The organism is Gordonia oryzae, from assembly GCF_003797185.1.
Classification (GTDB): Bacteria; Actinomycetota; Actinomycetes; order Mycobacteriales; family Mycobacteriaceae; genus Gordonia; species Gordonia oryzae.
In genome coordinates this window covers 1-20,820 of record NZ_RKMH01000008.1, presented here as the reverse complement: position 1 = coordinate 20,820, position 20,820 = coordinate 1, and the positions used below count along the sequence as shown (strand labels likewise).

At 67.4% G+C, this 20,820-nt stretch carries 18 protein-coding genes; 12 read left to right on the top strand and 6 right to left on the bottom strand.

The window, feature by feature from the left end; all coding sequences use genetic code 11:
- Positions 1-105: 105 nt before the first annotated feature.
- The 3 genes from EF294_RS11330 to EF294_RS11320 are packed head-to-tail and all read right to left on the bottom strand — an operon-like array spanning position 106 to position 3,295.
- Positions 106-1,425, bottom strand: a complete 1,320-nt coding sequence (locus tag EF294_RS11330) for a D-arabinono-1,4-lactone oxidase (protein ID WP_425459421.1) — start codon at positions 1,423-1,425, stop codon at positions 106-108.
- On the bottom strand, positions 1,413-2,672 hold the full coding sequence (locus EF294_RS11325; RefSeq protein ID WP_123929686.1) for an alanine racemase: 1,260 nt from the start codon (positions 2,670-2,672) through the stop codon (positions 1,413-1,415). Before EF294_RS11325 ends, EF294_RS11330 begins: the two co-directional genes overlap by 13 nt.
- Complete coding sequence (locus EF294_RS11320; RefSeq protein ID WP_123929683.1) at positions 2,669-3,295, bottom strand: TetR/AcrR family transcriptional regulator; 627 nt, start codon at positions 3,293-3,295, stop codon at positions 2,669-2,671. The genes EF294_RS11325 and EF294_RS11320 overlap by 4 nt, the downstream gene beginning before the upstream one ends.
- A 141-nt stretch (positions 3,296-3,436) precedes the next feature.
- On the opposite strand from EF294_RS11320, the gene EF294_RS11315 reads away from it, so the two are divergent.
- From EF294_RS11315 to EF294_RS11305, 3 genes are all read left to right on the top strand, one after another.
- Complete coding sequence (locus EF294_RS11315) at positions 3,437-4,618, top strand: MBL fold metallo-hydrolase (RefSeq protein WP_123929680.1); 1,182 nt, start codon at positions 3,437-3,439, stop codon at positions 4,616-4,618.
- The gene (locus EF294_RS11310; protein ID WP_246007812.1) at positions 4,615-7,182 is read left to right on the top strand and encodes an HAD-IC family P-type ATPase; all 2,568 of its coding nucleotides are present in this window, start codon (positions 4,615-4,617) and stop codon (positions 7,180-7,182) included. Before EF294_RS11315 ends, EF294_RS11310 begins: the two co-directional genes overlap by 4 nt.
- A gap of 90 nt (positions 7,183-7,272) precedes the next feature.
- Positions 7,273-7,491, top strand: a complete 219-nt coding sequence (locus EF294_RS11305) for an antitoxin (protein ID WP_123929677.1) — start codon at positions 7,273-7,275, stop codon at positions 7,489-7,491.
- Here the strand turns inward: EF294_RS11305 and EF294_RS11300 are convergent.
- Positions 7,488-8,141 (bottom strand): DNA-3-methyladenine glycosylase, encoded by a 654-nt coding sequence (locus EF294_RS11300; RefSeq protein ID WP_425459420.1) that lies wholly within the window; start codon positions 8,139-8,141, stop codon positions 7,488-7,490. The genes EF294_RS11305 and EF294_RS11300 overlap by 4 nt on opposite strands.
- A 21-nt stretch (positions 8,142-8,162) precedes the next feature.
- Between EF294_RS11300 and EF294_RS11295 the strand changes: the two genes are divergently transcribed.
- From EF294_RS11295 to EF294_RS11275, 5 genes are all read left to right on the top strand, one after another.
- Complete coding sequence (locus EF294_RS11295) at positions 8,163-8,600, top strand: type II toxin-antitoxin system Rv0910 family toxin (protein WP_123929671.1); 438 nt, start codon at positions 8,163-8,165, stop codon at positions 8,598-8,600.
- A 57-nt stretch (positions 8,601-8,657) separates the two neighbouring features.
- Entirely contained in the window at positions 8,658-10,388 is a 1,731-nt protein-coding gene (locus EF294_RS11290; RefSeq protein ID WP_123929668.1) for a VWA domain-containing protein, read from the top strand.
- Between the two features lie 106 nt (positions 10,389-10,494).
- The gene (locus EF294_RS11285; protein ID WP_123929665.1) at positions 10,495-10,992 is read left to right on the top strand and encodes an FMN-binding protein; all 498 of its coding nucleotides are present in this window, start codon (positions 10,495-10,497) and stop codon (positions 10,990-10,992) included.
- A gap of 4 nt (positions 10,993-10,996) precedes the next feature.
- Positions 10,997-11,938, top strand: coding sequence for an FAD:protein FMN transferase (locus EF294_RS11280; protein ID WP_123929663.1), 942 nt, complete (start codon positions 10,997-10,999; stop codon positions 11,936-11,938).
- Positions 11,935-13,524: a ferredoxin--NADP reductase gene (locus tag EF294_RS11275; RefSeq protein WP_123929660.1), complete on the top strand. Its 1,590-nt coding sequence runs from the start codon at positions 11,935-11,937 to the stop codon at positions 13,522-13,524. Before EF294_RS11280 ends, EF294_RS11275 begins: the two co-directional genes overlap by 4 nt.
- 32 nt (positions 13,525-13,556) lie before the next feature.
- Here the strand turns inward: EF294_RS11275 and EF294_RS11270 are convergent, their stop codons facing one another.
- The gene (locus tag EF294_RS11270; RefSeq protein WP_123929658.1) at positions 13,557-14,447 is read right to left on the bottom strand and encodes a LysR substrate-binding domain-containing protein; all 891 of its coding nucleotides are present in this window, start codon (positions 14,445-14,447) and stop codon (positions 13,557-13,559) included.
- Positions 14,448-14,540: 93 nt separating this feature from the next.
- Here EF294_RS11270 and EF294_RS11265 point away from each other — a divergent pair, with 93 nt between their 5' ends.
- From EF294_RS11265 to EF294_RS11250, 4 genes are read left to right on the top strand one after another with little or no spacing between them, the layout of a single operon-like run.
- The gene (locus EF294_RS11265) at positions 14,541-15,782 is read left to right on the top strand and encodes an acetyl-CoA C-acetyltransferase (RefSeq protein WP_123929655.1); all 1,242 of its coding nucleotides are present in this window, start codon (positions 14,541-14,543) and stop codon (positions 15,780-15,782) included.
- Positions 15,779-16,555 carry a 3-oxoadipate enol-lactonase gene (gene pcaD, locus EF294_RS11260; RefSeq protein WP_123929652.1) on the top strand — a complete coding sequence of 259 codons (777 nt, stop codon included), beginning with the start codon at positions 15,779-15,781 and terminating at the stop codon, positions 16,553-16,555. The genes EF294_RS11265 and pcaD overlap by 4 nt, the downstream gene beginning before the upstream one ends.
- On the top strand, positions 16,552-17,334 hold the full coding sequence (locus EF294_RS11255; protein WP_123929648.1) for a CoA transferase subunit A: 783 nt from the start codon (positions 16,552-16,554) through the stop codon (positions 17,332-17,334). Before pcaD ends, EF294_RS11255 begins: the two co-directional genes overlap by 4 nt.
- A gap of 51 nt (positions 17,335-17,385) precedes the next feature.
- Positions 17,386-18,087, top strand: coding sequence for a 3-oxoacid CoA-transferase subunit B (locus EF294_RS11250; RefSeq protein ID WP_123929645.1), 702 nt, complete (start codon positions 17,386-17,388; stop codon positions 18,085-18,087).
- On the opposite strand, the gene EF294_RS11245 is transcribed toward EF294_RS11250, so the two are convergent.
- Positions 18,033-20,555: a helix-turn-helix transcriptional regulator gene (locus tag EF294_RS11245; RefSeq protein ID WP_123929642.1), complete on the bottom strand. Its 2,523-nt coding sequence runs from the start codon at positions 20,553-20,555 to the stop codon at positions 18,033-18,035. The two genes, EF294_RS11250 and EF294_RS11245, sit on opposite strands and share 55 nt — an antisense overlap.
- Between the last annotated feature and the right edge of the window lie 265 nt (positions 20,556-20,820).

Below are 20,820 nucleotides of genomic sequence, written 5' to 3'. Positions count from 1 at the left end.
GTCGAGGTGCCCCTACTCCGGTGGTCGAGGTGTGCGGAGCGATAGCGACGAGGCTCGAGACCGATTGTGTCGGTGCTGGTTCGGCAACCGCAGTGGCCGGAACCGTCAGGAACCGAGCACCTGGTTCAGGTAGGTGTTGGTGAACACCCGATCCGGGTCGAACCGGTCTCGGACGGCCAGGAATTCGTCGAAGCGCGGGTAGACCGATCGAAGATACCCGGCGTCGCGTGTGTGCATCTTGCCCCAATGCGGGCGACCGCCGTGATCGGTCATGATCGCCTCGGCATCGGCAAAATATGCGGCGGAGTCGGCGGGGTCGTCGTGGTGGTATCGGTGCACGGCGATATACCCCCGCGGTCCACCGGATGCGGTCGAGAGCATCAGATCGTCGCCCGCGGCGGCGCGGACCTCGACGGGGAAGCTGATCCGATAGCGCTTGCGGTCGATCATTTTTCGTAGCTCGTGCAGTACCGTCGGGGTCGCCTCCAGCGGGACCGCGTACTCCATCTCCCGGAAGCGGACCGTGCGAGAGGAGACGAACACCTTGTCGGAGCGGTCGGTGAACGTGCGGGCCGACAGCACTCGCCCGGACAGCTGACTCATCGCGGGAACCACTGCGGGCAGACGGGAGCCGAGCGCGCACACGGCGCCGTACAGGCGGTTGGAGAGGATCTCGTCATCGACGTAGCGGCGCACCGCGCCGGCACCCGACGGCTCGACCAGGCCGTCGAGTCGGGTGTTGGTCTTCGCCAGCGCGCAGTTGGTGTGCGGGAACCAGTAGAACTCGTGATGATCCTGTGTCTCCACGCGTTCGAGGAAACCGTCGATCGCGTCATCGGCGTCGAGCGGGTACTCCTCGGCCCGGATGGAGAACGCGGGAACGCACTCGATGGTCAGGTCGATGAGGATGCCGAGCGCACCGAGGCCCAACGCGACGGCGGCCAGGTCGGGATCGTCCTCGGACACGGTGACGACCTCACCGGTTCCGGACACGAGGGTCGCGCCGACGATCTGGGTGCTGATACCGCCGAAAGCGATTCCGGTGCCATGGGTTCCGGTGGAGGTGGCCCCAGAGATGGTTTGCCGGTCCACGTCGCCGAGGTTCGTCATGGCCAGACCGTGCTCGCCGAGCAGGGCGGGTAACTCGTGGAGATGGGTGCCCGCACGCAGAGTGACGCGCCGGGCGGCGGCGTCGACGTCGACGAGTCCGCGCAAACCGGACATGATCACTTGATGCTGCGGCGCCACCGCGATGGGGGAGAAGCTGTGGCCCGCCCCGACGGCCTTGACCGTCGAATGTGCCTGCGCGGCACGCTCGACCAGCGCGACGACGTCGTCGATCCGGGCGGGGGAGTGCACGGCGTCCGGTGTGCACTGCGCGGTCCCGCCCCAGTTGCGCCAACTCGCGATGGTCACAGGAAACACTTCCCCTCTCCACGGTAGGTGGGCGTCAGCGCCTCGACCCGGGCCGTCCCGTCGGCGGTCCGCGCGATCCGCGCGACTCGCGACGACCGTTCGCACACCTCGCCGGATTTGGTGTGGCGGAACCAGACCCGATCCCCGATCCGCAGTCCCTCGGTTCCCGGCCCGTGCAGCGGCGTCTGCACCTCACCGGCCGCTTCGGTCCCCACGTAGTGCAGCTCGCGGGGCCACACCGGGCGGGGCAGGCGATCGGGCGCCGGTGGGCCCGAGGCAATCCATCCGCCGCCGGCGCAGGTGACGAAGCCCGGCGCGGGAACACGCACCACGTCGAGCCCGAACGCGAGCGCCGGCGCGGGCCGGAAGCGGCGGTAGGTGTCGAACAGGTGGCCGCCGAAAACGCCGCTGCCGGCCGCGATGTCGGTCACCGCGGTGTCGTGTGAGGTGGCCTCCAGGGAACCGGTGCCGCCGGCGTTGACGATCTCCAGCGGTGCGATGTCGCGCAGCGCCGCCACGACTCGTCCACGGCGACGCCGGATCTCGGCCATGGAGGCACGCTGCATCAGACGCACGGCCCCGTTCTTCGCGCGTTTGCCGGGTACGTCGTCGCCGACCCCGGCGACCTGTGCCTCGTAGGACATCACGCCGACCAGATCGAAGCCCGGGCGATCGACGATCGAGCGACCGAGGGCAAGTGCGGCGTCTTGATCGTGGATGGGCGAACGCCGCACACCGAGATGAACGCGACCGCCGAGTGCACGCAACGACGCGTCGAGGTCGATGGCGACCCGGACCGGCGGGCGGGAGCCGGGAGCCGCGATCGCATCGATCGCGTCGAGATGTGCCACGGAGTCGACGAGCAACGTCACCCTTGTGGTGGCCGTCTCGTCGGCGAGGAACCCGCCGATGGCGCTCGCACGTACCGTCGGGTATCCCATCAACACATCGGTGATACCGGATTCGGTTGCCAGCCAGCGTGCTTCGTCGAGGTCGTAGGCCAGCACCCCGGCGAATCCCGGGCGGGCGACGAGGTCGGCGATGACCGAGCGGACCCGCAACGACTTGCTGGCCACGCGGATGGGTACGCCACCGGCGCGGCGCAGCAGGTCGGCCACATTGTATTCAAGCGCGGACGTGTCGAGGACAAGGGCGGGACTGTCGACTCCGGCAGCGGTGAGCGCCTCGGTGAAGCCCTCCCAGTACCGGCGCGGGTCGCGCTCCCATGATCCCAGGGGGATGGCCGACGGCGTCATGACGCTTCGTCATCCGCAACGACAGCCGACATTGTCTGTCGGACAAGTGATTCCATGAGGCTTTTGACGACGGCGTCGTCGGCGGTGCTCAAGTAGATCAAGGTGATCGAGATCAAAGCGCCAATCATCGCGGGCGCGATCTCGGCGGACGGGGTGACGAACCGAACACCGCAACGCGCTGCCCCGGCGTCGAGGCCTGCGGCGGCGACGCCATAAAGATCCTCGTACATCGTCTTGCCGTCACGTTGCAGCTCGGGATGGTTGTGCGCGTAGATGCCGAGCGAGATCGTGGCCTGCAGCCGACCTGGATCGGCTTTGAGCATGGCGTAGAACGCATCGAGCTGGTGGCGCATGGTGGTTTCCATCGCCTCCACCGCCGAACCGGCGGCGACGTCGTCCTCGGCCTGGATCGTGTGCAGCATCTGATTGATGTCGGTGGGAACCGCCGTCTTCATGACCGCGCACAGTAGGGCCGTGCGAGATTCGAAGGCGTAATGGAAGCTCGCGAGTGGCATGTCGGCGTGGGCACAGATCCGGCGAGTCGTCGCGCCCTCGACGCCGTGGTCGGCGATGACCCGATATGCGGCCTCGACGAGCGCTGCGCGCCGATCCGTGACGGACATCCGAGCCAACGAAATTTCACTTCCCGACCAGCGTGTGCGCTCCGCACACGCGTAAACTTGGTTGCAGGCGAGAATGCTACCAAGCCGCGTCCTCCTTTTCCGATACCACGACTTCCGGTGGGCACGGTTACGCTGAGGATCGTGACCACGCGCATCGAAAAGACGCCCACCGACATGTGGGGGCGGGTGAAGAGTTCGGTCAGCACGCTCGGCGTAGGTGCGGCAGGCGCGGCTGTCGACTCCTTGGCCTCGGTGGGACTGCCCGCGGCGCGGGCGATCGGCGCCGACCCGGAATCGATCTGGCGGCACGTCGCGGGCTCACCGAACCTGGTGGGCCGAACCTTCACCAACCCCGAGCCGCCGTCGGTCGCGTCGGCGCCGGGCCTGCGCGTCGCGCTCGACATGGCCCGCCGCCCGGGCCGGCCGACAACACCTATTCGGGTCGAGCGCCCGACGTTTCCCGAGGACGCACGAGCACTCGCGGTCACCTGGCTCGGACACGCCTCGGCCCTCGTCGAGATCGACGGGATGCTGGTGCTGACCGACCCGGTGTTCTCCCAGCGGTGTTCGCCGTCGCAGGCCATCGGTCCCGCCCGGATGCACCGCGCCCCGCTCCCGGCCGCCGACCTCCCGCCCCTCGACGTCGTGCTGATCAGCCACGACCACTACGACCATCTGGACATGGCGACCGTGCGCACCATCGCCGACAGCCAGCCGGCGGTGACCTTCGTCACCCCGCTCGGCGTTGCTGCGCACCTGCTGTCCTGGGGTGTGCCGGCCGATCGCATCCGGCAGGCCGATCTGTGGGAGACCGTGGAGGTCACCGGTCGAACCGGTCATGTCAGCTTTACCTGCGGCCCGGCCCGGCATTTCTCAGGCCGCATGTTCGACCGCGACCTCACCCAGTGGGCGAGCTGGGCGATAGTCGGACCGACCCATCGCGTGTTCTTCTCCGGTGACACCGGGTACACCGAACGCTTCGACGAGATGGGCGCGCGGCTCGGTCCGTTCGACCTCACGCTCATCGCGGTCGGCGCCTACGACACGCTGTGGCCCGACGTGCACGTCGACCCCGAGGGGGCCGTCGCGATTCATCGGATGGTCTCCGGGTCGGCGCACGCCGATGCCGTTCTCGTCCCCATCCATTGGGGCACGTTCTCCCTTGCCCGCCACCGGTGGGCCGAGCCGATCGCGCGACTGCTGCCCAGTGCCCGCCGCAACGCGACCACGGTGATGGTTCCGCAGCCCGGAGGCAGCATCGACCTCACCCGTCGGTCGGGGACCGGTCTCGCCGATCCGCAGTGGTGGGAAGCCTCGGCGTGAGCGGACTGATCGACACCGGAGCCACCAATCCCGGACTGACCGCCGACGAGGTGGCCGAGCGGGTCGCCGCCGGGCAGGTCAACTCGATGCCCGATCGCTCCGGGCGCAGCGTCGCCGACATCATCCGCGCCAACGTGTTCACCCGGATCAACGCGATCCTCGCTGTGCTGTTCGCCATTGTCGCGTTCACCGGCTCGTTCATCAACGGACTCTTCGGCCTGCTCATCGTGGCCAACAGCGGCATCGGCATCATCCAGGAGATCCGCGCCAAACGCACCCTCGACCGGCTGGCCATCGTCGGTCAGACCCGGCCCCGGGTACGCCGGGAGGGGCAGGTGCACGAGCTTCCGCCCGCCGAGGTCGTCATTGACGACATCATCGAAGTCGGCGCGGGCGATCAGATCATCGTCGACGGTGAGGTTGTCGAATCGCTGGTCCTCGACGTCGACGAATCGCTGCTCACCGGGGAGGCCGATGCCGTCGACAAGGCCGCGGGCGAAAAGATCCTCTCCGGCAGCTTCGTGGTGTCGGGTTCCGGCGCGTACCGGGCCACCAAGGTGGGTGCCGACGCCTACGCCTCGCAGCTGGCCGCTGAGGCGTCGAAGTACACGCTGGTGACCTCGGAGCTGATGACCGGGATCAACGAAATCCTCAAAGTCATCACGTGGCTGCTCATCCCGGCCGGTGTCCTGACGATCGTCAATCAGCTATTCATCAGCGGGAACGGGCTGCGTGCGTCGCTGTTGGGCATGGTCGCCGCGCTGGTGCCGATGGTGCCCGAGGGTCTGGTCCTGATGACCTCGATCGCGTTCGCCGTCGGCGTCGTCCGGCTCGGGCGCCGCCAATGTCTGGTGAACGAACTCCCCGCGATCGAGGGCCTCGCGCGCGTCAGCGTCGTCTGTGCCGACAAGACCGGCACGCTCACCGAGAACGGTATGCGCCTGTCGGAGGTGCGTGGGGTCGGCGACGCCACGGAACACACGTCGCTCGAGGAGGCCCTCGCTGCGCTCGCCGCCAACGACCGCAGCCCGAACGCCAGCGTGCTCGCGCTGGCCGAGGCCTACCCGCAGGCGCCGGACTGGCATATCACCGCCATCGAGCCGTTCACCTCCGCCAAGAAGTGGAGCGGCATGTCGTTCGCCGACGCCTCCGGCGCCGATCGCGGCAACTGGATTCTCGGCGCTCCCGATGTGCTTCTCGACCCGGACTCCACGCCGGCAACGCTGGCCTCGGACATCGGCGCCAACGGACTGCGGGTGTTGCTACTCGGGCACACCGACGTCCCGGTCGACACCGAACCCGAGGCCGCGCCCAGCGAGAGCGGTTCGGCGACAAACGTTCCCGGGACGCTGACGCCGGTCGCGCTCGTCGTCCTCGAACAGCGGGTGCGTGACGACGCCCGCGACACCCTCGACTATTTCGCGTCCCAGCGCGTCGCGGTGAAGGTGATCTCCGGCGACAACGCACGGTCGGTGGGTGCGGTGGCCCAGTCGTTGGGTCTCGGTTCACCCGAGTCGGCCGTCGACGCGCGCATTCTGCCCGACGATCCCGCCGAGCTCGCCGAGGTCGTCTCCGACGGCGTCGTCTTCGGCCGGGTGCGCCCCGACCAGAAGCGCGCGATGGTGGCGGCGCTGCAGTCTCGAGCAGACACCGTGGCGATGACCGGTGACGGCGTCAACGACGTCCTCGCGCTCAAGGACGCCGACATCGGTGTGGCCATGGGATCGGGCAGTTCGGCAGCCCGGGCGGTCGCGCAGATCGTGTTGCTGGACAACAAATTCGCGACGCTGCCGTATGTGGTCGGTGAGGGCCGACGAGTGATCGGCAACATCGAGCGCGTATCGAACCTGTTTCTCACCAAGACCGTGTACGCGGTGCTGCTTGCGCTGTTCGTCGGGGTTGCCGGGGTGGCCGGCAAGATCTTCGGATTTGCCTCGCTCAGTTACCCTTTCCAGCCCATCCACGTCACCATTTCGGCATGGTTCACCATCGGTGTGCCGGCATTCGTCCTCTCGCTCGCCCCGAACAACGAGCGTGCCCGGACCGGTTTCGTCCGTCGGGTGCTGACCCAGGCGGTACCCAACGGCGTCATCGTCGGGCTCGCCGCGTTCATCACCTACGTCATCGTCAATCCCGGCGGGACCGGGGTGGCGTTGGGTGGCGACAGCGTCGACCTTCCGCCCGCCCAGACCCAGGCGGCCACGGCCACCCTGATCTGCCTGATCGCCGTCGCCCTCTACGTCCTGGCCGTCGTCGCGCGGCCATACACATGGTGGAAGATCGTGCTACTTCTCGCCTCTGTCGGCGCTTACGCGATCATCTTCGCCTGGCCGTGGACGCAGCACATGGTCAAACTGGATTCGTCGAACTGGGGCATGAACGTGGTCGCGTTCATCGCCGCGGCCTGCGGCATCGCGGGTGTGGAGATCGTGTCGCGGCTGTTGCCGCGCCTGGTCGGAGATCGCGACTCGGAGCACATCGACGGCTCGGGGCACATCGACGGCTCGGGGCACATCGACGGCTCGGGGCACATCGACGGCGCCGAGGGAGGATCGCTGGCATGACCTCGATGCGGCACCTACACTCGGGGACCGCTTCGCCCGATCTGTACACCGTGTGACAGACGGTTATCACCCCACCACAAGGAGCTGGTCATGGATCTCAAAGGATTGGTCGACAAGGCCAAGGCCGCACTGCAGAAGAACCCGAGTCTGATCGACAAGGGCGGCGACGCCATCGACAAGGCGACCGGCGGCAAGTACGCCTCGCAGGTCGACAAGGCGCAGGATGTGGCCCGCAAGGCTGTTGGAGCCGACAATCGGGAAACTCAGAATTCGGAAACCCCCCACCAGCCGCCGCAGAATCCCGCCTAATTCCCCGCTGCGGCCCGCGGGTGTCGGCGATACGCCGACACCGTCGGGTCGTCGGTGAGCCAGAACCGCCACGCGAGGTCGGCATTGCGTCGCACACCCACCCGTGGGCCGGCGCTGATCGCTGCAGGGTCGATCGGTTGGTCTGCGGGTAGCAAAGTGACCGACAAGCCGTTGGCGAGATCGGTGCCCAGGTCCTCCATCGTGATCCCGAGCGCACGGGTCAGGTTGCCTGGTCCACGCGCCAGTGCCGACTCGGCGACCGGCGCCGCTCGACCGGCCTCTCGTCGCCGATGCGCGCGCGCCGATCCGTCGACGACCTCACCGGCGCGCAGCAGCACCGCCGATGCCGCCCCGCCGGGCCCGGTCACCACATTCGCGCAGAAATGGCCGTGGATGCGGTACACGTAGAGCCGGTCGGGTGGGCCGTACATGATCTCCGAGCGCGGCGTCCTCGCGAAGGCGTGAGACGCGGGATCGCGCGGTCCCGCATAGGCCTCGACCTCGGTGATCCGCAAGATCACGTCATGCCCGACGAGGATCGTGCCGAGCAGGGTCCGTGCCCCGACGGCGGGATCGGGATGGGCGATCGCCGCGGTCAGCCGGTCGCGCCCAGTCGGGCAAGGCTCGGGTCGACGTCTGTGCACCTGCATCACCGGTTAGGCTTCCACACCATGGCGAAGACGAGCGATTCCATCGACCTCGAGCTGTCACCCGCAGACACCTGGACCGCGGCATCGGATCTGTCGCGTTTCGACGAGTGGTTGGTGCTGCACGGTGGATGGCGCAGTCCGGTGCCGCAGCCGCACGAATTGCGTAAGGGACTGAAGGTGACCTCCATTGTGAAGGTGAAGGGCAATCCCGTGCGCATTGATTGGGTCGTCGACAAGTATGTCGAGGGCAGCGAGGTGCGGCTGAAGGGCTCGGGTAAGGGCGGGATCAAGGTCAAGCTCGATCTGACGGTAAAGCCGCGCTCCTCGGGATCGACGATCACGTTCCTCATCGACCTCGGTGGTCTCCCGTTGATGGGGCCGATCGGGATGGCGACGGCCAAGGTGGTCCATGGTGACCTGCACGCATCGCTGAGGACCTTCCAACAGACGTTCGGCTGAGTTCGACACCGCCGGGCTCGACACCAACCGGATTCGACAACACAGGGGAGTGCGCGCATGGGGCGGCACAGCAACGAGCCCGCGGAGACCGGGCGCGCGCCCGGTCGCCCGGGCGCGGGTCGGTCCGGCGGGGCCACCGACGACTTCGGTTTCGAACACCGCAAGGTGCGGTCGTCGCGTCGCGGCGCCCTGCTGTGGGGGCTCGGCGCACTGGTGGTCGTCGCCGCCCTTGTCACCGGATTCGTGGTGTGGCGCACCCTCGATTCGGGGGCCTGCCACGGTGACCGGACGAGCGTGAGGGTCGCCGCCGACCCGACGATCGCCGCGGCGTTGCGGGATTCTGCGGCCACGATCTCGGCCACCAGCTGTTACGACTATTCGGTCGACTCGGTGGCCGGGTCTGCCGCCCCGGGTCTGTTGACCAGTGGTGATCAGCGCCCCGATCTGTGGGTGCCGGATTCGCAGTTGCAGGCTCGCCGCGTCATCACCCAGGTCCGTCAGGAACTCGATCTCACCTCACCGTCGTTGGTGTCCACGCCCACCGTCGTCGTCGGCAAGAACGTGCCGCAGCTGGTCAGCTGGGAGCAGGTCATGAAGTTGCCCGATCTGCGCGCGGGTAGCCCGGTGGATACCAGTAGCGGCGACGCACCGATCGTCGGCGCACTCGCCGAGGTCAATGCCAACAAGCTCACCGAGGATCAACTACTCGAAGCCATGACGGTACTTGCGGTGCAGCAGAACAACGTTCGTCTGACCAACGACAGCGAGGGCACGCGCCTCAACCTGGCGAACGCCTCCCAGGTGCCGGCGGTGACGACCGAACAGCAGTTCGTGATGTTCATGCGTACCCATCCGGGATCGCAGCTGAAGTCCGCTATTCCCGCCGACGGCACAGTGCTGCTCGACTACCCTTTGGTGAACACTGCCGGTTCAGCGCGCAAGGGTGACGCCGACGACGCGGGCAAGGCGCTGGCCGCCGGTATCGCGGGCGATGCCGCACAACCGTTAATCGACGCGGCATTTCGTATGCCGAACGGCAAACCGGCCGGTGGTGAGCACCCGTATGGCACGGGTCAGCCGGTGCAGGTGCTGACGCTGCGTGATCCCGCGCAGGTCGACAAAGCGCTCCGGCAGTGGCAGGTACTCGGCGTGCCGATCCGCACGCTCGTCGTCGAGGACACCTCCGGATCGATGCAGCAAAGCGTGGGATCGCAGACCCGGGCGCAACTGTTGATCGACGCGTCGCTACAGGGTCTGAAGCTTTTCCCGAACAACGCAGAGATCGGCGGCTGGGCATTCAGTCAGAACCGGGGCCCGGGCGGCCAGGACTGGGTGCAACTGTCCGACATCCGTCGACTCGACGCGCCCGCAGCCAACGGAAAGACCCATCGTGACGAACTCGCCGCCGCGGTGACGCAGGGTCTGGCGCCGCAGAACCTCGGCGGAGCGACGGGTCTCTACGACACCACGCTCGCCGCATTCAAGCAGGTCCAGAGCGCCTACGATCCGACCTACTCCAACAGCGTCATCATCATGACCGACGGTGAGAACGACGATCCCGGCAGCATCAGCCTCGACGAGCTGATCGCCGAGCTCAAGAAGCTCGAGGATCCGGCGCGGCCGGTGCTTGTGCTGACCATCGGCATCTCCTCCGACGCCGACACCGACGCTTTGAAGCAGATCGCCGATGCGACCGGCGGGACCTCGTATGTCGCCAAGAGCGCCGACGACATCTCGTCGGTGTTCGTCAACGCCATCCAGGCTCGCGTGGCGGCTGCCGGCCGTTGATCCGCGGCCGTGACTCAGGCAGGTCTCTGCGAGATTTCTTGGGAGACGCTAAGACATCGGACCCGGGTGAGGCGCTCACGGTGATCGTGGCCCAGAATGGGAAACCATGACCCGATCAATACGGACCATGGTCCGCAAAGATGAGTTCGTGACCGCGACCCGCGCGACCGGGGTGGTTGCCGCCGTCGCCGCCGTGGGCCTGGCGACCGCCGCATGCGGTTCCGACGACGCGACGGCCCCCGACGCCACCCAGAGCACCGGCGCGGCCACGGCCACCTCGGCGACCGGTTCCGCAGGCGGCTCCGGCGAGTACAAAAGCGGCACCTACAGCGCGACCGGGCATTACGTCTCCCCGGGCGGCCCGCAGGAGATCGGTGTGACCGTCACGCTCGACAATGCGACGATCACCAAGGTCGATCTCGATCGCAGTCATACCCGCGGGACGTCAGCGGAGTTCCAGGCGAAGTTCGCCAGCGGGATCAACTCCGAGGTGGTCGGCAAGAACATCGACGATCTCGACGTGCACAAGGTGTCCGGATCGTCATTGACCTCCGGTGGCTTCAATGACGCCATCGCCCAGATCAAGTCGAAGGCGCGCGCCTGATCCGGTGCGTACCGACCCGTTGAGTACCGACTGGGGTTTCGAGGCGCTCGGCACGGTCTGGGAGATCACCACCGACCGGCCGCTCTCGGACCGTGCGCGTGCCGCGGTGGGTGCCGAACTCGATCGCATCGACCGGTTCTGGTCACGCTTCCGTCTGGACTCGACGGTTGCCGAGATGGCCCGCACGGCCGGCCGATACCGCCTCGCCCGTGAGGATCGATGTCTGCTGGAGTGGTATCGCGAGCTCTACGACGCCACCGGCGGTGCCCTCAGCCCGCTGGTCGGGCAGATCCTCGACGACGCCGGATACGACGCCGACTACTCGTTGACCCCCGATCGCACCGTGCCCGCGCCCGCATGGGACGACGTCATCGACTGGGACGGTGCCGAATTGGTGGTCCACACCCCTGTCCTGCTCGACGTCGGGGCGGCCGGCAAGGGCTTCGCTGTCGATCGAGTGGCGTCGATCGTTGCCGACCACGCCGAGCGTTACCTCGTCGACGCCGGCGGGGACATGGTGATCTCGCCGCGCGACGAACCGGTACGGATCGCCCTCGAACATCCCCTCGACCCCACCAAGGCGATCGGACTCGTCGGGCTGTCCGGTGGCGCGTTGTGCGCGTCTGCGGCCAACCGTCGCGTATGGGGCGACTGGCACCACATTGTCGACCCGAGGACTGCTGCGCCCACCCGTGAGGTGATGGCCACCTGGGTGTTCGCGCGGGACGCGATGACTGCCGACGGCCTGGCCACCGCGCTGTTCTTCACCGCAGCAACGGAATTGAGTGGTCTCGTAGCGCGTCACGGGTGGGCGCCGGCGCTGTCGGTCGGCTCGGACATCGCCGGATTCCGGTTCGGCGGCGCCGACCTACCCGACCATGTGACGATTCGTGGTACCGGAGTCGTCGAGTACACCATGATCCCCGGATTGGAGCTGTTCGTATGACCAGTCTGTCATGGCCGGCGAGTCTGTCACCGCGATGGCTGACCATGCATCGCGCGGTGTTGCTTGCGCTGCTCGCACTGGCTGTCGTGTCGTTCATCGTCGCCAGCACCGACAGCGATTTCGCGTACACCCCAGAGCAATTGCTGGTGTCTCTGGTGATCGCGCTGGCCGTTACGGGAACCGGAACCTACCTGTGTGCAGCGTTGGTGCGGGTACCGCCGGGTGCGGATTCGTGGGCGATCACGGCGTTGATCCTGTTCTTCCTCATGCCTGGTGTGTCCGATGCGGCCTCGGCGGTGTCGATGGTGATCGCCGCCGGCGCTGCGGCGATCAGCAAGTACGTGCTGGTGTGGCGTCGCCGGTTGATCCTCAACCCGGCCGTCGTCGGTGCGATCGCCGCGTACGCGGTCTCCTATGCCGGGGTGAGTATCGGTGGGGTGCCGCTGAGTTCGCCGTTCTGGTGGGTGGCCGCAGAGCCGCTGTTCACTCCGATGCTCATCATCGGCATCCTGTTGGTGACCGCGTTGCGCGAATGGTGGCTCGTCACGATCTTCCTGCTGGCGACACTGGCCACCGTCGGAGTGCTGCAGGTGACACAGGGCGGTCAGGACGTGCAGTTCGTGTTCGTCTCGTCGCCCACACTGTTCCTCGCGTCGGTCATGCTGCCCGAGCCGTTGACCTCGCCGACATCGCGAATCCACCGTGCCGTGTACGCGATTATCGTTGCGGTGCTGATGAATTGGCAACAGAGCTTCGAGATCACCGACACCTTTTCGCTGGAGTTCGTGCCGCAGATCGCGCTGGGCGTCGGATGTGTTTACGCCTTCGTGGTCCGAATGATCGCCCAGCGCGGTGCGGGGCGGGTGGTGCTCGACACGCAGGTCGACCGGATCGCCGAGAACACCTATCGGGTTCGCGCGCAGACGACCTCGCCGTTGCGGTTCGCGCCCGGTCAGTGGGCGATGGTATCGGCGCCACGGTGGTCGGCACCGCTGTGGCAGCGCACCCGGCGCGTGTTCTCCTACGCCGAGGCGCCGGGGGAGAACCCGGTCGAGTTCGCGTTCACCGTGCCGTCGGCGCGGGTGTCCACCTTCAAGTCCGACCTCATGGAATCTCGGCGGAGCCGGCTGTATCTCGACGCGACCGGCGGCGATTTCACCCTCGAGCGCCGGGCTGGTCGGCACCCACTGGTGCTCTTGGCCGCCGGCATCGGCATCACCCCGTACCGATCGATGCTGCGCTCTTTGACGCTCGGTGATGGCCGCCCGGACCTGTCGTGGCTGACGGTCGTCCATGTCGTCGGTGCCGCCGAGCGGACGGTGTACGACGACGATCTCGACATCCTGCGGGCCGCCGGCGCGCGGGTCGAGGTCACCTCCGCCGATACAGGGCTGACCGCGGGTATCGCCGAACCCGCGGCGCTGGTCGACCTCGCCGGGCGTGCGGTGCACTCCGGGGATGCGCACTATCTCGTATCGGGCAATCCCGCGTTCGTGCGCACCACCGCCGCCACCATTCGACGCACCGACACCACAACCCGCTGGGCGTTCTGGCGGATTCGCACCGATGCGTTCCTGGGGTACTGAGTTCCTGGGGGTTCTGACGTGCCCGGTGGCGTTCATCCGGGCGCGTGCGCCAAGCGATGCAACACCGTCACCACCTGGTCGACCACGGGGGAGTGCACATGCGCCGGTCGTGCGGCGACGAGTTCGACGCTGGTGTGCGGGATGAGATCGGCGTAGCGCACGCCGGCGATGTCGAGCGCGGCGGTGGGGGCGGGCACAATCGCCACCCCCAACCCGGCGGCCACGAGCGTGACCAGCGTCGAGGTCTCGGCGACCTCGTGGCGGATACGTGGGACGAACCCCGCGTCGGCCCACAGACCCGAGATCACCGAGTTCATCACCGAGCGGCCATGTCCGGCGTGCGCGATCAGGTCGTCGGTCGCCAGGTCGGCGACGGACAGCTCTGTGCGGTCGGCGAGTCGGTGGCTGTCGGGGAGGGCGACGATCAGCCGGTCGGAACGGATCGGCTCGATCACGACGTCGGTCCCGGTGATCGGCGGTCGTAGCAGCGCGAGGTCGATCCGTCGTTCTCCCAGTGCGGAGAGCAGTTCGGGCGCCAGCATCTCGCCGCGGACGGCTACCTCCACCCCGGGGAGTTCGTCGCGCAGCGTGCGGACGAGTTGCGGGAGCAGCGAGTAGGTGGCCGAGCCGACACACCCGATCGTCAGGTGTCCCTCCTGGCCTTCGGCGATGCGGTGTGCCTGGGCGCCCGCGGATTCGACAGCGTCGAGGATCGCGACAACCTGTGCGAGATATGCGGTCCCGGCCGGGGTCAGTTCGACGCGGCGGGTCGAGCGGGTCAGCAACTCGACGCCGAGTTCGGCCTCGAGCTGCCGGATCTGTGCCGACAGCGGTGGCTGGGCGATGTGGAGTCGTTGCGCGGCCCGGCCGAAGTGCAACTCCTCGGCAACCGCGCGGAAGTATCGCAGGTGACGCAGTTCCATGGGGAGGAGTGTACGACTATTGATACTTCACAGCTCTCAATAGCGGCGATTTCGGTACTTCAGAATATGAGCGGTGCGGCTTAGCCTCGGAGTATGAGTTCTGGCTCCTCACGCACATCCGCCACCGATGTGGTCATCTGCTCCCCGCTGCGCACCCCGGTGGGCCGGATGGGTGGCGCGCTGGCGCCGCTGACCGTCACCGACCTGGCGACGACACTGCTACGCGAACTCGCCACGCGGACCGGCCTCGGCGAGGGCGATGTCGACGACGTCATTCTCGGACAGGGCTATGCCAACGGCGAGTCACCCGCGATCGGACGCATGGCCGCCCTCGACGCCGGTCTCGGCATCGGCGTGCCGGGGATGCAGGTGGATCGCCGATGCGGCTCGGGACTGCAGGCCATCCTCAACGGTGCCGCCCAGATCGCCTCCGGGGGCGCAGAATTGGTCATCGCCGGTGGTGCCGAATCGATGTCGAACGTCGAGCACTATGCGCTCGGACTGCGGACCGGGGTGCGTCAGGGGGGCGTCGAGCTGATGGACCGACTCGATCGGGGTCGCCTCACCGCTGGCGGGCAATCGCACCCGGTACCCGGCGGGATGATCGAGACCGCCGAGAACCTGCGTAAGAAATACTCGCTGAGCCGCACCGAGCAGGACGAACTCGCGGTGCGCTCCCACGAAAGAGCCGTAGCCGCACACGACGCCGGGCGTTTCGCCGATGAACTGGTGCCCGTCACCATCCGCGGGCGTCGTGGAAAGCCCGACACCGTCGTCGACCGCGACGAGCACCCGCGTGCCGACGCCGACCTCGCGAGCCTGTCGAAGCTGCGCGCCATCCGCTCCCGGATCGACCCCGACTCGACGGTCACCGCCGGTAACGCGTCCGGGCAGAACGACGGCGCAGCGATGTGCGTGGTGACCACCCGCGCTGGTGCCGAGAAGCGCGGTCTCACGGCACTTCTGGCGTTGCGTTCCTGGGCCGTCACCGGATGTGCCCCCGAGGAGATGGGGATCGGACCGGTGGGCGCCACCGCGGCGGCGTTGGGCCGCGCCGGTCTGACCCTGGACGACATGGATCTGATCGAGCTCAACGAGGCCTTCGCCGCACAGGTGCTCGCCGTCCTCGCCGAATGGGGGATCGACTCGACCGACGAACGCCTGAACCCCAACGGTTCCGGGATCTCGTTGGGGCACCCGATCGGCGCGACCGGAGCCCGCATCCTGGCGACCGCGGCCTATGAGTCGCGACGTCGAGACGCCCGCCACGTCCTGGAAACCATGTGCATCGGCGGCGGTCAGGGCCTGGCCGCGGTGTTCGAGGTGATCCGATGAGCGCGGTCGAGGTCGCATCGTCTGTGAGTGGGCCCGCCGACGCGCCGGTTGTCGTGTTGTCGAACTCACTGGGCTCCGACCACCGGATGTGGGATGCGCAGGTCCGCGCACTCGAGAAGTTCTTCCGGGTGGTGCGGTACGACACCCGGGGACACGGGGCGTCGCCGGTTCCGCAGGGGCCGTACGGGATCGACGACCTTGCCGACGACCTCGTCGCCCTGCTCGACCGCTTGGACGTCGAGCAGGCCGCCATCGTGGGTCTGTCCCTCGGCGGGATGACCGCGATGCGGGTCGCCGTGCGCAACCCGGACCGTGTCCGCAGCCTCGGGTTGCTATGTACTTCACCGTATCTGGGGCCGCCGACCGGCTGGACCGACCGCGCTGCGGTGGTGCGTGACGGCGGATCCGTCGCCGTCGCCGACGGCGTGCTCAGCCGCTGGTTCAGCCCGGGATTCCTTGCCGACGAGACGAATTCGGACAGACTTGCCTACTACCGGGAGATGATCGCCGCCACCCCGGCCGAAGGGTACGCGGGCTGCTGCGAGGCCATCGCCGCGATGGATCAACGCGACGAGATCTCCGCGATCACCGTGCCGACCCTCGCGGTCGCCGGTGCCGACGACCCGGCGACCCCGCCGCAGATGCTTGCCGACATCGCCGACGCCGTTGCCGACGGCACATTGCTCGTCGTCGACGATGCGGCGCACCTGGCCAACGTTGAACAGTCCGCCACCATCACTGCTGCCCTCATCGAACATCTGGAGAAGTCATGAGCATCAACAAGGTTGCTGCGTCCGCGGCCGAGGCTGTCGCTGACATTCCCGACGGAGCGAGTCTCGCGGTCGGCGGATTCGGGCTCTCCGGAATCCCCAAGTTCCTCATTGACGCGCTACTCGCCCAGGGTGCCGGGAACCTGACCATCGTCAGCAACAACTGTGGTGTCGACGGCGCGGGTCTCGGACTCCTGCTGGAGGCCAGGCGGATCGACAAGGTGATCGCCTCCTATATCGGGGAGAACAAGGAGTTCGGCCGTCAGTTCCTCGCCGGTGAGGTCACCGTCGAACTCACCCCGCAGGGGACGCTGGCCGAACGGATGCGGGCCGGCGGCAGTGGAATCGGAGCGTTCTTCACCCCGACCGGCGTCGGTACCCTCGTCGCCGACGGTGGTCTGCCGTGGCGATATAACTCCGACGGTTCGGTGGCGCTGGCGTCACCGGCCAAGGAGGTCCGCACCTTCAACGGCCAGGAGATGGTGCTCGAGGAGTCCATCGTCACCGACTACGCCCTGGTGCGTGCCGCCGTCGTCGACACGGCGGGCAACTGCTGCTTCCACGCCGCTGCCCGCAACTTCAATCCGCCCGCCGCGATGTCGGGGCGCATCACCATCGTCGAAGCCGAGAAGGTGGTGGAGGTCGGTGAACTCGGCCCCGATCAGATCCACCTGCCGGGAATCTTCGTCAAACGAATCGTCGAGCTCACCCCGGAACAGGCCGCCGACAAGGGAATCGAGCACCGCACCATCCGTGAGCGGCCTGCAGCCGCTTCGGCGTGATCTCCTGAACTGCCCGATCGACTGCCACCCTGTACTTTTCGAGGAGACATCATGACTTGGACCCGCACCGAGATGGCGGCCCGCGCGGCGCGCGAGTTGCGTCCCGGCGACTACGTCAATCTGGGAATCGGGCTGCCGACGCTCATCCCCGATCACATGCCCGCCGACTCCGACATCGTGCTGCACGCCGAGAACGGAATTCTCGGGGTGGGGCCGTTCCCGTACGACGACGAGGTCGACCCCGATCTGATCAACGCCGGCAAGCAAACCGTGTCGGTGGTGCCGGGTGCGTCGTATTTCGATTCTGCGGCCAGCTTCTCGATGATCCGCGGCGGTCACGTCGACGTCGCGGTGCTCGGTGGCATGCAGGTGTCGGCGAAGGGCGATCTGGCCAACTGGATGGTGCCCGGGGCCATGGTCAAGGGCATCGGCGGAGCGATGGATCTTGTCAACGGTGCCGGACAGGTCATCGTGCTGATGGAGCACGTCAGCAAGAAGGGTGACCCGAAGCTCGTCGCGGAGTGCTCGTTGCCGCTGACCGGCAAGGCCGTGGTGAGTAGGGTGATCACCGATCTCGGTGTCTTCGACGTCACCGGAGCGGGATTCGACGTTGTCGAACTCGCCCCGGGAGTGGAGTTCTCAGATGTGGAGGCGAAGACCGGAGCGCCCGTCGTCGACGCAACCGGCCGCAATGGTCGTCAGGATCGCGACGCCGCCAATTCCGACCTCGACCGTAGTCCGAGCTTGGCGTAGATGCGAGTGAGGTGGTACTGCACGGTCTTGGGTGAAATGTACAGTTCGGCAGCCACTTCGCGGTTCGACAGTCCGCGGGCAACGAGAGTCGCGACGGCCTCTTCCTGAGGGGTCAGGTCGGTGACGTCACGCTCGGCACGGTGGGAGGTGCCGGAATGACCGGTGTGCACCCCGCCCGCCTTCAGCTCCCGATCGCACCTCTCCACATACGTTGTAGCGCCGAGGGAATGGTAGATCTCGCGCGCGGTGGCCATGATCGTGTCGGCGGCTCGGCGCTTGCCGGCCCGTCGCAGCGTCTGACCGTAGGCGAAGTTCACGCGCGCGAGATCATAACGCAGTGGCAGGCCCTCCAACAGTTCCAGTGACCGCTCGAAAGTCCTTCGAGCTCCGTGGATGTCGCCGGTGGAACCGAGGAGACGGGCGCGCGCATAGCCGAGTCGGGCTGCCGTCGAACGGTGGCCGCGTGCCGCGGTACGTTCCTCGAACGGTGCGAGCAGGGCGTCGGCTTCGTTGAGCCGGCCGTCGACGACGAGCGCGTTGGCGAAGACGTCGACCCACGGCCACCATCCTGGCTCGACGAGAGCGGGGGTGTCTTTGGCCATTTGCCGCAGTGGTTCGAGCGTGCGGATCACCTTGCCGTAATCGGCGGCGGCCTCGGCGAGTTGCGCTTGAGTGAGGAGCATCGGTATCCGCATGATCTCGTAGTCGCCCGCCGGTGCCGCCGCGTCCTCGGCCGCCTCGTGGGCCGAGGACCAGTCTCCGCGAAGTGAATGAATCTGCGCCGCAGTCCAGTTCAGCAGTGGCGTGACCAGCTCGATGCCGCTGCGGTCGGCGAGTTCGCGTCCTCGCTGCACGGTGACGAGCGCGGTGTCCCAGTCGCCTGTCAGGAATTCGACGCGAGCGAGCCAGGCCAACGACCACAGCGAGATCCGGTTCGAGCCGCCGAGCGCGGCCATGGAGACCGCTGTTTCCAGATGGCTTCGGGCGCTGCCGATATCGTCGACGCCGAGTTCGAGCCAGCCGCGCCCCATGGAGACGCGCTGTGCCTGAGGTCCGAAGCGCACGCGCTCGGCGAGGTCGGTGTAGGAGGCGACGGCTCCGGCGGTGTCTCCCGACCATGCCTGTCCGAGACCACGGATGACGGCGGCCTCGATTCCGGCGGGGGAGTTGTCGCCGGCCATCTCGATCGCGCGATCGGCCCAGTCGACGAGCTCGTCCCCGCGGCAGCGGACGAGCTCGTGCAGGACGAAGCGCTGCGCGATCAGTGCGGCGACATCGGGCTCGCGCTCGAAACTGACTATTCCCCAGGCGCGTTCGAGCCGCAGGTGGGCCTCGGCAGACCGGCCGCGCAGGATGGCGAGATACGCCAGGGTGGCGTTGCGTAGCGCGGTCTCGCGCAGGCTCTCCACGATCGGTACGTACGACGCCGCGCTCACACAGTCGCCTGCGGCGAGCAAGGCATCGACCGAAAGGGTGGTGCGTTGGTCACTGCGAAGCCGATCCGAGGTCAGACGACCGGCTTGTCGATAGAGGTCGGCGGCCGCGGCCCACTCGCCGTCGGTGGCGCGGGCCTGGGCGAGCGCGTCGAGTTCGTCGGCGAGCGCGGCGTCGGGGACCGGGGTCGCGGCGACCCGATGATGGAGTTTGTGTACCGGATCGGTCACCAGATCGGCGGCGCGGCGATGCATCTGGCCAACGCGAAGGATTCCCATCACTTGGAGCACTGCGGCCCGTACCAGCGGCCCGGCGATCCGGGCGTGCGCGTCGGCCGGTACCAGAGCGGCCGGAGCCTGGACAAGCCCGGTGCGCAGGGCGTCGTCGAGTGCGCTGAGCGGATCGATGACATTCGCCAATTCGATTGCCACACCCAGGGACTCGTTCTCATGAAGAATGCACAGCGCTTCGATGAGTAGGCGGGCAGGCGGGGGGCACGCGTCGAGTTTTTCGCCGACCGAGCTGACGATGTATTCGGGTGCGGGCAGTGCGATGCCCACCTGTGACCAGGTCCGCCCCGGTAGTTCGTTCAGCAGACTCAGGACGTCGCGCGGATTGCCTCCGGTGTGGTGGGTGAGCGTGTCGACAACCGTCGGATGTACCGCGCGTGCGCGGGCTGTGGCCAGGGCGGCAACAGCGTCGCGGTCCAGCCCGGCGAGTGGCATCACATCGGGCAGAAGGGACATCAGTGCCGGGGTGTCATGCGTGGCGGTGAGAAGGACGAGGTGCGCCTCGTGCATTTCGCCGATTACCTTGGCGAGTTCCGCTGCGCCGAGTTTGTCGGCGTCGTCAATGGGGCGGATCGACAGGTGCTGCTGCGCGGCGAGTTGCGCGACATGGCGTAGCAGTGTGCTCTTGCCGATGCCGGCGGCGCCGGTGATCAGGAGGTAGGACGTGTGTGTCAGATGAGCCGCACGTTCGAGGATTTCACCCACCTCGCGATCACGACCGATACAACCGGCCTCGATGATCATCCCCACATCCTAGTTGCGTCCCCTCCGGCGCAGCGGATGTTTCACCCAAGGGCCTCGGCGCCTTCCCCACGCCGACCGGGCCCCTGCCCCGATCAGCGAGGCGTCCCCCGCTGGTCGAGGTGTGATGCGCGTGCGCCAGGCCTTGAGACCTCCTGCACCACCGTAGGTTCCATCCCACAGGGATACCCCGTCATCGTGGGTGGGTGACGATCACTTGCCGGTTGCGTCGGTTGTGCCATTCCACCGGCCGGTCGGTGTGGAGCGT